Raw genomic sequence first — 13,111 nt, forward strand, 5'->3', positions numbered from 1 at the left:
TAACAATGATAATAGTAGCCTAAAGCCGATAATAATAGTCCAAAAAAAAGACCGCCTAAGCGATCTTTGTTTATATTACTGGGTCAAGAAACTTAAATCTTCTTCTGGGCGCGTGGTAAATACCTCACAGCCGTTATCAGTCACGACCATTGTATGCTCCCATTGCGCAGACAGCTTACGGTCTTTAGTAATAGCCGTCCATTCATCTGGTAGAATTTTGGTCTGCCACGTGCCTTGGTTAATCATCGGTTCGATGGTAAAGGTCATACCAGTCTTAAGCTCAAAACCAGTGCCTTTTTTGCCATAATGCATGACTTGTGGCTCGTGGTGAAACTCATTACTGATACCGTGACCACAGAACTCACGCACGATGCTAAAGCGTTCAGGCTCGACCACTTCTTGGATAGCGGCACCAACATCACCCAAGCGCGCGCCGTCTTTGACGACACTCATGCCTGCATAAAGAGCCTCTTGCGCAACTTTACAGATACGCTGCGCCATGATAGAGCCATTACCGACGATCCACATTTTTGAGGTATCGCCATAATAGCCATCTTTAATCACGGTCACATCGATATTGATAATGTCGCCGTCTTTAAGCAGTTTATTTTCGGTTGGGATACCGTGGCATACCACATGATTCACTGAGGTACAGATTGATTTTGGGAAACCATTATAGTTAAGCGGTGCTGGAATGGCTTGTTGCTCATTAACGATATAATCATGGGCAATTTGGTTGAGCGCTTCGGTACTGATACCGACTCTAACATGCTCATCAAGCATCACGAGTACGTCGCTGGCAAGCTTACCAGCAACGCGCATTTTTTCTATGGCTTCAGGGGACTGAATAAGGGATTTTTTAGTCATCATTGTCGTACTTATAGTTATAGAATTAAGGTAGGTGAATTATATCATAAATGCATGGTTGGCGTTTTGCCATAAGCGATAGCAGTCATAGCATTTTACTGATAAGCAGCATGCTATAAAAGAAACATACCTGCGAGTGGTTGAGCTCATGATCCAGTCAGTAACAAAATTAAAATTTCAAATATTGACTAAGTAGTCATGCAAATAAAGAAGTTCACGGGTTAAATTAGTTGAATGTTACAGATTATAAAAGTAATGTAAATTTCACTGCTAAAGGGATTAGCAGGTGTCTTCGATAGCTTTTGCAAGATATGCGATACATAAGCTGGTCAAAGATTAATACATATTAATGATAACAAGGATGTTGTTATGAAGCTTAACGCTTACCTCTCTAAGGCCTTGAAGCCAAGCAGGTTTTTACCGACACTAGGTGCTGTTAGTACTGGTTTTCTGCTAATGTCGATGCAAACAACTTCGGCTCAGGCATCTACCTACTATAGCTGTTCTGCCCCTAGCGGATGCCAACTGGTAGGCGCTAGATTGTTAACCTCAAATTATACCAATACCCAAAACCCAGTGATACTCGCACATGGGCTTGGTGGTTTTAATAAACTCTTTGGCGTCCTAGATTACTTTTACGGTATTCCTCAAACTTTAATGCGCGGAGGTACAGACGTATTCGCCACCAAAACCTCAGCAGTTAATAATAGTGAAGTTCGCGGTGAGCAGTTACTCGCGCAAGTCAAACTCATCTCAGCCATTTCTGGTAAACCTAAAGTTAATTTGATTGGACACAGTCAAGGCGGTATCGACGTTCGTTACGTCGCTGGTGTTGCACCTGAATATATAGCATCAGCAACTGCAGTTTCAAGTCCAGAACAAGGCTCAAAAACGGCAGATGCAGTGTTAGATCAACTGTCAGAAGGTAGTATTACCACTGAAGCTACGCTGGGTTTATTTAAACTCATTGGCATCGCTACAGATGTCGGCTCTGGTGTCAGTGTCACAGAGCTACAACAGCAAGATGGTTGGAAATCGCTAGTGGCCTTGTCTACTGATGGTGCCGCACAATTCAATGCCAAATTTCCTGCTGCAATACCAACCCGTTATTGTGGTCAGCCAGCCAACACTGAAGTCAATGGTATTAAGTACTATTCATTTAGTGGTGTAGGGCAAATAACCAACTTACTTGATGCCACTGATCCTATATTATTGGCAACTAGTACGCCATACAAGGGCGAAGCAAATGATGGCTTAGTATCTGTTTGTTCAAGTCGTCTCGGCTATGTCATCCGAGATAACTATGTCATGAACCATCTAGATTCAGTCAATCAACTATTGGGCTTAGTGGCATTTGGAAGCGTTAATCCAACAACCGTGTATCGTAGTCAGGTCAACCGTCTCAAAAACGCTAATCTATAGCGTATAAAATGACTCTTAAAACAAGATGCCTCTTTTATGTCGAACAAACGTCGTCCCTATTTAACAATACTTGTCATTACCGTGATTATCATTGTAACTGCGGTGATTATCTTATGGTTTAAGCCTAATCAAAGCAATATGATGCCTTCTCAAACATTGTCTACGGTAGACAGTGACATTAGTAGCACTATGGTAAAGCTGTCTGATAACAATAACGAGACGGCATTGTCTACTAACAACAACGATAGATTTATTACTGGATTAGAAAATCTACCGCGCTCACTACAGGGTACAGATGTGGACGGTGAAATAATTATTGATGAAAACAAACAACTGGTCGTCACCGAAGGTCTGCGGCGCTTGTTTGATTACTTCTTATCGGCGCTTGGTGAAGAAGATGAAGCCACTATCTTTGCCCGTGTTGAGAGCTATATTCGCAGTTTTGTTCCTGAGCCAGCCGCCAGCCAAGCCATTGTTATATTCAATAAATATGTAGCCTATCTCAAAGCGATTCCTAAAATAGAAAAGCGTTTTGGTAACTTACAACTGCAAGCCACACAAAATGGTGAGCTAGATCTAAATATGGTAGCGCAGCAAAAGCAAGACGTTGCCAAGCTACGTCAGCAGTATTTCGATACGCAAACCATTACCGCGTTCTTTGGCGCTGAAGATGAATATGATGACTATAGTATTGCGATGATAAATATTAATCAAAACAAGCTAATGTCGGATGAGCAAAAAGCAGCGGCTCAGCAGGATTATGTTAGCCGAATGCCGGACAACATGACCAAGGTCAATATAGAGCAACAGGCCAACCTAAACGCGCTGATGAGCCGTACTGAGCAAATGAAAGCCCAAGGCGCGACGCCTGAAGCTCTCTACAATATGCGCCGTGAATTGGTAGGCGCGGCAGCAGCGGGCAGGCTTGCACAACTAGATAAAGAGGGTGCTAATTTTGATCAGCGCTTTACTCGATACCAAGTACAAAAACAACAACTCCTAAGCCAAAATACTAACAGTACGCAGACTCGTGTCCAGATTGAGCAACTAGGGCAGCAGTTGTTTAGTGATACTGAGCGTAAACGTTTAGCGGGTTATGCGGCTATGCAACAGCAACAGCAATAATTTCAATAAGTATTTTTGGTTAACATTAAATAACCTACGCTAATGTAAAATATAGTTGTGATTGGAATTTAAACAAGCTACGGTTAATAGTGGAAATACGAACCAATAGCGTAGTTCTAATACAGTGACAAACTCCAGCCAGTATTCAATTTAAACAAAATTATTAGGAGCTCAAATGAAAAACCTCACTAAAGCAGTAATGACCGGAATTGTAATGTTAAGCGTATTAGTAGGCTGCCAGTCTCTTACAGCAGAGCCAACCAGTCAACCAGATATCACTGGTACAGATGTTATATAATAGCAATCTGTTCGAACAACCTCGCTAATAAGTGGGGTTTTTTTATGCCAAAATTAATTTTAGTTTAAGTTATCTTCATTATCATTAAATTGTAGGTTGACCGTTAGCAGGTAATGTACTCACTGGCAAGAAGCGTTAGCAAAACGCCTATAGAGTTGAACAAATTTGGCTTTAAGTGTGTACGCAATCTTTCATGATAATAATCTGCTAGTCATGCATAATAGGGCTATTGTTTAGTACATCGAATAAAACAATAAATTAATCATTATAAAAACTATGATCTTCAGTGAAAAATGTGTTTTTTACTGAAGATCTTAAATTTATCTATTATAGGAGTTTCTATGAAAAATATAACTAAAGTAATAATGGCTGCAACCCTTACGGTAGGTACACTTGCTGCAGGCTGTCAAACCACAACGCCTAGCGTTATAGCACCAGTGACTCAGCCAATTACATCTGAAGCTTTAAAAGCCCATAACTGGCAGCTTGTCGATGCCAAACGTACTAATGGCGAAAAAGTAACGCAGCTATTTTATAACCCATCTAAGCCGCTAACCCTAAGTTTTTCTGAAGCCAACGGTAGCGATCGCGTTAGCTTTATGAACACTTGTAATAACATGGGTTCTGATTACAGTGTTGTAAATGGCAACGTAGTATTGGGTAATGTTATATCTACTATGATGGCATGCCCTGAGCCACAAGCAAGTTTCGATACAGCAACGCTGGCGACGGTGCAAGGTAAATACAGCATTAATAATAATGTAAACAATTTACCTATCTTGACTATTCGCAATGCTAACCAAGTTGCTTATTTTAAAGCGGTATCTAAGTAATCGCTCATTGAGCACTTAACAGTAACTTGAAATTATGGTGATAAATTATTGTTATCGTTATAAAAGTAAAGCCAAATAATTTATGACTATAGAGCGCCTCACTATATAATGTAGTGGGGCGTTTTTTATGGCATGATTATCGAGCTTATTGTTTTGATTATTCATGCATGAGTATCTTTTATATAAAAATATGCCATACATTCAGCTACCTTATAGTGTCTTTTTTTGACACTTAACCTATCAATAACTGCTCCTAGCCAGAATCTAACTGAGTGCCTCTTTATGCTTACCTCCAATATCTCCCAGCGTTTACATAAAAAATGCCTTTCTATAGCTCATTCGACTATTACTCATACGAAAATCACTTTTAATATTACTATTAGTGTCGCACTCAGTATTTTTTTGACGGCTTGCAGTACCTTGCCAATGGATAAGGTTGCTCGCACGCCTACTAGCAGTACGGTTGTCAACCCACTAACGGCTAAGATGCCTCCAATAGATCGCGCGGGCCGTATTGCCTACGTGGAAGAGCAAGGCGCAGGATCTGCAAAAATCTCTAGTTTGTATACTATCAGTCCTGATGGTAGTGATAGACAGCTCATTGATGAGCTAAGCGGTTATATATATGCACCAGCATGGTCAGCTGATGGGCAGCTATTGGCTTATAGTAAGCAAACCCCACGTCAAAATCCAAAAATTTATATCTACGACGTCAGTAGCCAAACCCGTAATCTGGTGGTGAACACTGAGGGCAGTAATCTATCTCCGTCCTTCTCATCAGATAAACAAAGGTTGCTCTATAGCTCAACGGTCGGTGGTAACGCAGATATCTACGAGATGCGCTTGGATAGCGGCGAAACTAGCCAGCTGACCACACTTCCTAGTACTGAGGTACAACCAAGCTACGCAAGCGATGGGCAAAGCTTCGTTTATACGAGTGACAAGAAAAATGCTGGACGACCACGCATATATCGCTATAACTTTGCGACTCGTAGCGCTACCCAAATCACCACAAAAGATTATGCTGCCAGCCCTCAGCTCAGCAATGACGGCCAGCGTCTAGCGTATCTAAACGGTCGCCAAGCGGCGGTTATGACACTAGCAACTGGGCAAATTGTCAAACTCGCCGAAACTGGTCTTGATGAGCCAGCACGTTTTTCGCCATCTGGACTGTATACCGTTTATCCCACACGCAACTCACAAATCGATGGTCAAAGTGGTGGTAGTATAGTCATACATTCGCTATCTGGCAGCACAAGCTATGCGATTAGTAGTAAAGCGGGCGGGGTGGTACGCTCACCCGTATGGAGTCGTTAGGCTTTAAAGAATAAAGTTAATTTTAAATAACTAATGCATGAAACAATTAGCGAGAAAAGTATGGCGCACAAAAAGAAGAACGTCCGCAAAAAACTCTGCCCTGTCTGCGAGCGTGAATTTAGTTGGACTAAAAAGTTGGATAAAAACTGGGAGAGCATGGTCTATTGCTCGGACCAGTGTCGTCGAATTAAAAAGTATGAAGGGCTAGATCATCAAAAAGAAGATAAGTAGCAGTAATAATTAACCATAGATATTAGATATACGGCACAAGGGAGCAGATGATGGCACATAAAAAGGTCAACCTACCGCAAAAAATCTGCCCCGTCTGCCAGCGTCCATTTAATTGGCGTAAGAAGTGGGAGAAGGATTGGGAGCAGGTGATTTATTGTTCAGAGCGTTGTCGGCGTAGGAAGAGAAGCGACTAAAATACAAAGACGCTAATTTCTTTCAGGTTTATAAATACAGCTACCTTTCAAACGACATCATTAACAAACAGCCAATATCACAACCAACCCGACCGAGACCTTCATGAAATCAAAGCCGCCATCAAAGCCAACTTTTAAACTGTTAAGTCTCAAAAGCATCTACGACAATAAAGTCCTGCCTTTATTAATTGATAAGGCCTGTGCATTAGACGTTGTGAGCGAGCAAAGAGCGCTTGTCGTCCCAAAAGCCCACGGCATAGTACTAGAGGTCGGTGTTGGCAGTGGGCTTAATGCCAGATTTTATAACCCACAAACCGTCAAACGAGTGATAGGCGTCGACCCGCACTTGCATCCATTGGCAGCAGAGCGCTTTGCTAGTGCAGGCATCGACTTTATCTCGCAGCTGTTGTCCGCTGAGACGCTACCTCTTGAGGACAATAGCGTTGATAGTATCGTCATGACGTTTACCCTATGCTCTATCCCTAATCCTATCCAAGCGCTAACTGAGATGAGACGCGTGCTAAAACCGACTGGCACCCTATATTATGCCGAGCATGGCTTAGCGCCGCAGCCCAAATGGGTCGGTAAAATGCAACAGCTCATCACTCCGGTATGGAAGCCGGTAGCAGGCGGCTGTCATCTGGATAGAGATATCGAACACCTGATAGCGCAGGCGGGGTTTGAGGTATCGGGTCATCAAGGATTTACTCAGGGCGTAAATATCGTGGGTTATCACTATTGGGGCGAGGCAACGGCTGCTACCCCCAAGTTGTTATAAATTTGGCTTTGTTTGTAGATCAAAGCTATCTAAAAGCTAATCGAATAGTGGCAACGGATTATCCAAACTCTTAAGCCCAAAGGCATCCAAAACCTAAAGGATAATAGGCAGCCATTTCCTGCTTTTCGCTCATATCTTGGTCGGAGATTGCGACACCCAACGATTTTATATTATGCTAAGTTTAAATGGAGAGTTATGCTACGCTAACCCACCCTACGCGACTATTTAAAGGAGTTTCCTTGAGAGGCGTAGGGTGCATCCAGCGCGCCAACTTTATAAAACATCTGTCTTATCAATGCGATGAAAATCACCCTAAAATACCTGATCTGTGCAGTAGGTAGGCTGTAGCTTTAGTCCAGCTCTATATCCGATGTAAGGAAAACCATGTTACACAAAAAGCAAAACCTACCCTGTCTATCATCGTTCATTCACTTGGTACAAAAAGTGGGAGAAGGATTAAGAGCAATGTTGAGGTGGCTAAGATTTAATAGGCCTCTAGGTAATACTAATTCTAAATAGTATCGCTTATCAACATCCCTATTATTCAAAAAGATTAGCGTTTTTATTTTATAAATTCTGTAATTGTTCAATTATCCAGCGGTGAATGGGGCTGTCATTGGTACGAGGATGCCAAGCAGCAATTACCTGAAATGTTGGTGGTAACGCTTCTACTTCTAATTGTTTAACCTTACTGCTCGGCAATAATCTGGCAGGATAAAATGCAATCATGTCAGTGGTATGAAGAATATCTGGCACTGCTGAAAAGCTTGGAACCGACATAACAATATTTCGCTTAAGACCTCTTGCTGCAAACCATTGATCATGGGAGCCGCGCAAATTAGCACGCGAAGGCGACACTACCAGCTGAGGATAAGCGGCAATTTGTGCCAGTGTTAGTGGCGCTTTTGTAAGCTCGTTATTACAACCAGTAATGCATAAATGCTGCTCTTCAAGCAAAGTCACGTAAGTCAGATTATCAGGAATAAATTCTGGGAAAGTAATCAGCAAATCAAGTTCACCTGCCGTAATCAGCTGATTGATATTATCAGACGCAAAGTCGCGTACTATCAATTTTAGCTCAGGGGCGTCTCGCCTCGTTATCTTAAAAAGCTGTGGTAACAGCGCCTGTGTCGCGTAGTCGGTAGCGCTAATCGTAAAGATGCCTTTATAGGTTTCTGGGGTAAATAAGTCAGGCTCTAACAGCGATTCTAACTGTTCTAATATATCGCTAATAGGTTGCTGAAGTGAGAGCGCTTTTGGTGTTGCCACCATGCTATTGCCTTGACGAATAAACAAGCGATCATCAAATAAATCACGCAACTTGCGTAGCTGCTCACTAATGGCTTGCTGGGTTAAGCCCATTTTTCGGGCGACTTGCGAGAGGTTTTTTAAATCTAGCAAAGCATGCAACACTCTAAGCTGTTTAATATCCAGCCGATTGATACCATTCATAATTGTATCTCAAACAAAAAATCGTTGTTTCTAATTGTATCTTTAAATCCCTAAGCTTATCAATATTGCTTCAGTAAACCCTTAGTTATCAAAATCTATTCAGGGGTTAAAACCATAAGCTTATTCATATCCTTTAAAAAAGAGAACTTTATGGAACAATCTAATCCAAATACCAGCACCTTATTTTCATCTGTAGCGCTTGGACCTTATACGGCTAAAAACCGTATTGTGTTGCCAGCATTGACACGCTCTCGTAGCACTCAACCAGGCAATATTCCTAACGAATTAATGGCAAGCTATTATGCACAGCGTGCCTCAGCGGGCTTTATGGTGACGGAAGGCACGCAAATTGAACCAAGAGGTCAAGGCTATGCGTGGACGCCCGGTATACACTCGCAAGACCAAATTGACGGCTGGAAAAAAGTCACACAAGCCGTGCACGCCAAAGGGGGTATTATTTTTGCTCAATTATGGCATGTTGGTCGAGTGTCTCACACCAGCTTACAGCCAAATGGCGCACAACCTATAGCGCCTTCTGCTATTACTGCTGATAACGTCAAGGTGTTTGTTGAAACTGGCCCCGGTGCAGGCGCTTTAGATGATCCAAGTGAGCCGCGTGCGCTGAGCACTTCTGAGGTTGGCGAGCTGGTCGATATATACGCGCAAGCAGCACGCAATGCGTTAGAGGCAGGATTTGATGGGGTTGAGCTTCATTGTGCTAACGGTTACTTAGTCAATCAGTTTATCTCTGAGCATAGCAATAACCGTGATGACCAATATGGCGGTTCGCTGCCTAACCGCTTACGCTTTTTAAAAGAAATAGTCGAAGCCGTCAGTGCCGTCGTGGGTACCGAGCGTTTAGGGGTCAGATTTGCTCCCTTATTTGCTAGTACCAATGAGACTCGCGTTTACTTAGGTTTGGTAGAGTCAGACCCGCATACTACTTATGTTGAAGCGGTCAAAGTGCTCGAACAAGCGGGCATTGCTTACTTGTCAATTGCCGAAGCGGATTGGGATAATGCCCCTGATTTACCGGAAGCCTTTTATAAAGCGGTCAGAGCTGAGTTTTCAGGCCGTATCATCTATGCTGGTAAATATACCGTTGAAAAAGCAGTCAACATCTTAACCAAAGGCTATGGCGACTTATTTGCTTTTGGCCGCCCTTTTATTGCCAACCCAGATTTACCTGAGCGCATGGCCAATGATTGGCCACTTAATGAAGTTGATCTCACCACTATGTATGGCGGCACTGACATCGGCTACAACGACTATCCGTTTTACCAAAACACTTAAAACAGTGAAAACAATCGAGGCCAAGGAAGGCCTCATTTTTTTGTTTTTAAATAGCGGGTGTTCTAGCCGTAAGCTGATGTGAGAGTTGAGAGAGTGAGACTGTTTCTATAGAAGATATAGAACGTACTCATTGGGAAGGCTAGGATTTATAATTTTTCGGCTTTCTTTGTAGATTAAAACTATCTAAATGCCAAGCACATAGTGGCAACAGATTGTCCAAACGCTCAAGTCCAAAAGTATTCAAAACCTAAAAAATAATAGGCAGCCAATCCTGCTTTTCGCTCATATCTGCTGGTCTATGCGAGGCATTGGCTAAGCAGGATAGCCGCTATCAGAAAATCCCCTTTAATAGGTTTTCTCTTGCGTCCCTAAAATTGCAGTGCAATTTTTTAACGGGTCTCAAGGCTAACGGCAACATCCTATTCTTACAAGTATTGGTCGTTTTTCAATACTGATTAATTTTCTAAATCTAAATTTATTGGTAAGCTAATGTTTGAGATAGGGCGGTATTAGACCTGTCAAAAAGAAGCACTGCTTCTTTTCGACGGCTTTCAGGTTACGCTCTTTTAAACCTTCCTAAGATGGTCTTGAAAATTTAAAGAACTCATCGCTGTCTATTGAGCCGCTCTGATCGTTATCAGCTTCAATAGTAAGGGCGGTGTCACCAGTCACTCGCGCGTAACGTGTACGCGGCTCTGATAATCCATTGTCATCATTATCGTCATAGATCAAAGAAGTTGCTAACTGCCCAGTCGTAGGGTCGACGGTGTAGTAACCCCATTCCATACCGTTTTTGGGATTGTTCACTAAGCCAATTTTATCAACTTGGACATGGACATAAGTACCATTATCGAAGAAAGCTAGTCCGATTAGCTCATCGTCATCAGCATCATCGTAACTCCAAGACCCTAAGATCCCTTCAGGTTTGGTCTTTGAAAACTCATAGCTTTCATCACTATCGATAACGCCATCATTGTTTTCATCTACTTCGAGGATCAGCTTGCCGTTAGATACCTTAGCATGACGATTGATGGAGTCTGACAATCCAGAGCTACCATTTTTATCAAAAATAGGCGTAGCGGTTAGTTCTCCTGTCTTATCGTTAATGTTGTAATTACCCCATTCCATACCATTGTTAGGGTCACTTGTAGACTGACTACTATTGACTTGGACCTGTACATAAGTCTCGTCATCCATAAAGACAATCGTTGATAACCCACTACTACCATCATCACTACTCCACGTTCCAATGATTTCAGTGTCTATATCAGGTTGTGACGTTGATGATCCATCATTATCATCATCATTACATCCTTGTAAAAAAAATATAGCTGTTATGGCTAGTAGTGTTAATTTGAACGATTTCATTTTCATCTCTCCTTGATTTAAAAATGTAAAATCTCACTTTCTATAACTATTATGCCGATATACCTCCTTGTTTCTAACAGTTTTTAATGCTCATGCTATATAGTAATATTACTAATCAATTCAAATATATTCTTAATTATAAATATACCAAATATTTTTAAGTTAATCTAATCAGATAGCTGTTTTTATTGAATATTTATTAAAGTATAAGTATTGAAATATAGGCATCAAAAAACCGCCACGTTTTCTAACCCAATGTTGCCAGAGGAGTAAGATAGAGGTGGCGGTGCTGTTACGGTTCATCACAGCTAAAGACGATAGTGCAAACAAGATTAATTAACGAGTTGAAGCCGTTATAAAGTATCAAGGTGAACTATGAGTAAACATTTTGAACACTCAAGCTTCCGAGAAAAGCTTATTGAGCATTTATTTATTAGTGAAATGCTCAAACTATCGTGGCTAAAAGGTGATTGTCAGCTTGAAGTTATGAAACCTGAAGTCGACAATGCTGGCTGTGATGTTGTTCTAGAACTTAATAATGTGATTCGTCATATTCAGCTTAAAGCTTCGAAACTAGGTGGTAAAACTTCAAGACAGAACATTCATACCCGTTTAGCAACCAAGCCCTCAGGATGTATTATTTGGATAATATTTGATGAAGACACTTTGGAGTTATGTTCGTTTTATTTTTACGGCTTTGAAGCAGGAAAGCCATTAAATGATTTAGGCAATGTTAGAGTTGCCAAACATACTAAAGGTAATGCGGAAGGCATAAAAGCTGAGCGACCTAATATCCGTTCAATTAATAAAGGACAGTTTACTCGACATGATAGTATTGAGGATTTATATGACGTTTTGTTTTTCACATAAAAAGAGGATTGGAAGTAGGCACTTTATAGTTCTAAGTGATGCCAGCGAGTAAGAATTCTAAGAATAAAATTTAAGAATTTTCAATAAAAATTTGAGGGTATAAAATGGCTAGAGCTAAAGATAACGACTTTACAGATTCGACTAGACGAAAACTAAGAGATAGAGTAGCTAATCTGTGTTCAAACCCTGAATGCCGAAGAAATACCGTTGCTGCAAATTTAGAAACTATTGATAATAGAACCATAATAGGAGAAGCAGCACATATATGCGCAGCAAGTTCTGGAGGACCTAGATTTGATAATAGAATGTCGACAACGGATACAAAGTCTTTTAATAATGGCATCTGGTTATGTTCAATTTGTCATAAGATAATTGATAGAGAGCCTGAGACTTACCCTGTAGAGATGCTTAAAGACTGGAAAGTAAAGGCTGAGGAATACGCTAGTCAAAGTCTTGGTATGAAATATAGAACAGATGAGGATATTAGAGAGTCTCAGCAGTCTCTATTGTGTAAAATGCCATTAAGCCTAATAAACGATGCTATAAGTAATGTGCATGGGAGCGTGGTTCAAACCTTAGAGGTTTTAGACAATAGGTTAAAGCTATCGACCAAGTTTGATAATGAAACAACAATATATAAAGTAGAGCCTAGAAATGATTCGTATGTACCAACTATCAACGTTAAAGACTTTTCAAATGAGAGTAATATAAGAAAATATAAAGACTTGATTTTCCATGGTTTAGACTGCGAAATTGAAGGAGACCTAGGTTTCTTAAGTGATTCTAGTCTTATAAATAAGTTGCTAAATGATAGTAGTATTAATTTCAAAAAAGCATCCATTAAAAGAACAAATAAAGTGAGTGCATATTTGAAAATTCCGTATCAGGACTCAAATATAAATAAAACTGTTATAAAAATTAATGGTTATCTCACTCACGGGTTAAAAACGGTAAGTTTCATAGGAGGTTTAAAACGTTATTTTAAATTTGAAGTAATCGGTATGAGCTATGCTGAAGAAACCGTACAACTAAACTTGGTAAACTAAGCGTATTGACAGGAGTT

The 13,111-nt window shown here is 40.9% G+C and carries 14 protein-coding genes; 11 read left to right on the forward strand and 3 right to left on the reverse strand.

From position 1 onward, the window contains the following. Nucleotides 1–75: 75 nt before the first annotated feature. On the reverse strand, nucleotides 76–870 hold the full coding sequence (map, locus tag AK825_RS02585; RefSeq protein WP_068034502.1) for a type I methionyl aminopeptidase: 795 nt from the start codon (nucleotides 868–870) through the stop codon (nucleotides 76–78). A 366-nt stretch (nucleotides 871–1,236) separates the two neighbouring features. Between map and AK825_RS02590 the strand changes: the two genes are divergently transcribed. The 8 genes from AK825_RS02590 (at nucleotide 1,237) to AK825_RS02615 (ending at nucleotide 7,065) form a co-directional block, all read left to right on the forward strand. Further along, the gene (locus tag AK825_RS02590) at nucleotides 1,237–2,289 is read left to right on the forward strand and encodes a triacylglycerol lipase (protein ID WP_068034504.1); all 1,053 of its coding nucleotides are present in this window, start codon (nucleotides 1,237–1,239) and stop codon (nucleotides 2,287–2,289) included. Nucleotides 2,290–2,325: 36 nt separating this feature from the next. Continuing rightward, nucleotides 2,326–3,414, forward strand: a complete 1,089-nt coding sequence (locus AK825_RS02595; protein WP_068034506.1) for a lipase secretion chaperone — start codon at nucleotides 2,326–2,328, stop codon at nucleotides 3,412–3,414. Nucleotides 3,415–3,589: 175 nt separating this feature from the next. After that, nucleotides 3,590–3,712 (forward strand): hypothetical protein, encoded by a 123-nt coding sequence (locus AK825_RS14950; RefSeq protein ID WP_264753636.1) that lies wholly within the window; start codon nucleotides 3,590–3,592, stop codon nucleotides 3,710–3,712. 341 nt (nucleotides 3,713–4,053) lie between these two features. Further along, nucleotides 4,054–4,545: an META domain-containing protein gene (locus AK825_RS02600; protein WP_068034508.1), complete on the forward strand. Its 492-nt coding sequence runs from the start codon at nucleotides 4,054–4,056 to the stop codon at nucleotides 4,543–4,545. Between the two features lie 282 nt (nucleotides 4,546–4,827). Continuing rightward, on the forward strand, nucleotides 4,828–5,862 hold the full coding sequence (locus tag AK825_RS02605; protein WP_068034510.1) for a DPP IV N-terminal domain-containing protein: 1,035 nt from the start codon (nucleotides 4,828–4,830) through the stop codon (nucleotides 5,860–5,862). Between the two features lie 60 nt (nucleotides 5,863–5,922). Further along, a complete protein-coding gene (locus AK825_RS02610) occupies nucleotides 5,923–6,093 on the forward strand; it encodes a DUF2256 domain-containing protein (RefSeq protein ID WP_082787268.1) in 171 nt (56 codons plus the stop codon). A 50-nt stretch (nucleotides 6,094–6,143) separates the two neighbouring features. Then, nucleotides 6,144–6,287, forward strand: coding sequence for a DUF2256 domain-containing protein (locus AK825_RS14525; protein WP_082787149.1), 144 nt, complete (start codon nucleotides 6,144–6,146; stop codon nucleotides 6,285–6,287). A gap of 103 nt (nucleotides 6,288–6,390) precedes the next feature. After that, the gene (locus AK825_RS02615; protein ID WP_068034514.1) at nucleotides 6,391–7,065 is read left to right on the forward strand and encodes a class I SAM-dependent methyltransferase; all 675 of its coding nucleotides are present in this window, start codon (nucleotides 6,391–6,393) and stop codon (nucleotides 7,063–7,065) included. 567 nt (nucleotides 7,066–7,632) lie between these two features. Here the strand turns inward: AK825_RS02615 and AK825_RS02620 are convergent. Then, nucleotides 7,633–8,517, reverse strand: a complete 885-nt coding sequence (locus AK825_RS02620) for a LysR family transcriptional regulator (protein ID WP_068034516.1) — start codon at nucleotides 8,515–8,517, stop codon at nucleotides 7,633–7,635. A 150-nt stretch (nucleotides 8,518–8,667) separates the two neighbouring features. Between AK825_RS02620 and AK825_RS02625 the strand changes: the two genes are divergently transcribed. Then, complete coding sequence (locus AK825_RS02625) at nucleotides 8,668–9,810, forward strand: alkene reductase (protein WP_068034517.1); 1,143 nt, start codon at nucleotides 8,668–8,670, stop codon at nucleotides 9,808–9,810. A gap of 576 nt (nucleotides 9,811–10,386) precedes the next feature. Here AK825_RS02625 and AK825_RS02630 read toward each other — a convergent pair. Then, nucleotides 10,387–11,178, reverse strand: coding sequence for a hypothetical protein (locus AK825_RS02630; protein WP_068034519.1), 792 nt, complete (start codon nucleotides 11,176–11,178; stop codon nucleotides 10,387–10,389). A gap of 375 nt (nucleotides 11,179–11,553) precedes the next feature. Here AK825_RS02630 and AK825_RS02635 point away from each other — a divergent pair, with 375 nt between their 5' ends. Both AK825_RS02635 and AK825_RS02640 read left to right on the forward strand, forming a co-directional pair. Further along, a complete protein-coding gene (locus tag AK825_RS02635) occupies nucleotides 11,554–12,048 on the forward strand; it encodes a hypothetical protein (protein WP_068034521.1) in 495 nt (164 codons plus the stop codon). Between the two features lie 104 nt (nucleotides 12,049–12,152). Continuing rightward, nucleotides 12,153–13,094, forward strand: a complete 942-nt coding sequence (locus AK825_RS02640) for an HNH endonuclease (protein ID WP_068034523.1) — start codon at nucleotides 12,153–12,155, stop codon at nucleotides 13,092–13,094. The last annotated feature ends 17 nt before the right edge of the window (nucleotides 13,095–13,111 follow it).

Origin of the sequence: Psychrobacter sp. P11G5, from assembly GCF_001593305.1 — a bacterium.
Lineage (GTDB): Bacteria > Pseudomonadota > Gammaproteobacteria > Pseudomonadales > Moraxellaceae > Psychrobacter.

What these genes read in the sequence shown, in the direction of transcription:
- map (WP_068034502.1), bottom strand. Translation starts at nt 870, where the DNA reads ATGATGACTAAAAAATCCCTTATTCAGTCCCCTGAAGCCATAGAAAAA.
- AK825_RS02590 (WP_068034504.1), top strand. Translation starts at nt 1,237, where the DNA reads ATGAAGCTTAACGCTTACCTCTCTAAGGCCTTGAAGCCAAGCAGGTTT.
- AK825_RS02595 (WP_068034506.1), top strand. Translation starts at nt 2,326, where the DNA reads ATGTCGAACAAACGTCGTCCCTATTTAACAATACTTGTCATTACCGTG.
- AK825_RS14950 (WP_264753636.1), top strand. Translation starts at nt 3,590, where the DNA reads ATGAAAAACCTCACTAAAGCAGTAATGACCGGAATTGTAATGTTAAGC.
- AK825_RS02600 (WP_068034508.1), top strand. Translation starts at nt 4,054, where the DNA reads ATGAAAAATATAACTAAAGTAATAATGGCTGCAACCCTTACGGTAGGT.
- AK825_RS02605 (WP_068034510.1), top strand. Translation starts at nt 4,828, where the DNA reads ATGCTTACCTCCAATATCTCCCAGCGTTTACATAAAAAATGCCTTTCT.
- AK825_RS02610 (WP_082787268.1), top strand. Translation starts at nt 5,923, where the DNA reads ATGGCGCACAAAAAGAAGAACGTCCGCAAAAAACTCTGCCCTGTCTGC.
- AK825_RS14525 (WP_082787149.1), top strand. Translation starts at nt 6,144, where the DNA reads ATGGCACATAAAAAGGTCAACCTACCGCAAAAAATCTGCCCCGTCTGC.
- AK825_RS02615 (WP_068034514.1), top strand. Translation starts at nt 6,391, where the DNA reads ATGAAATCAAAGCCGCCATCAAAGCCAACTTTTAAACTGTTAAGTCTC.
- AK825_RS02620 (WP_068034516.1), bottom strand. Translation starts at nt 8,517, where the DNA reads ATGAATGGTATCAATCGGCTGGATATTAAACAGCTTAGAGTGTTGCAT.
- AK825_RS02625 (WP_068034517.1), top strand. Translation starts at nt 8,668, where the DNA reads ATGGAACAATCTAATCCAAATACCAGCACCTTATTTTCATCTGTAGCG.
- AK825_RS02630 (WP_068034519.1), bottom strand. Translation starts at nt 11,178, where the DNA reads ATGAAATCGTTCAAATTAACACTACTAGCCATAACAGCTATATTTTTT.
- AK825_RS02635 (WP_068034521.1), top strand. Translation starts at nt 11,554, where the DNA reads ATGAGTAAACATTTTGAACACTCAAGCTTCCGAGAAAAGCTTATTGAG.
- AK825_RS02640 (WP_068034523.1), top strand. Translation starts at nt 12,153, where the DNA reads ATGGCTAGAGCTAAAGATAACGACTTTACAGATTCGACTAGACGAAAA.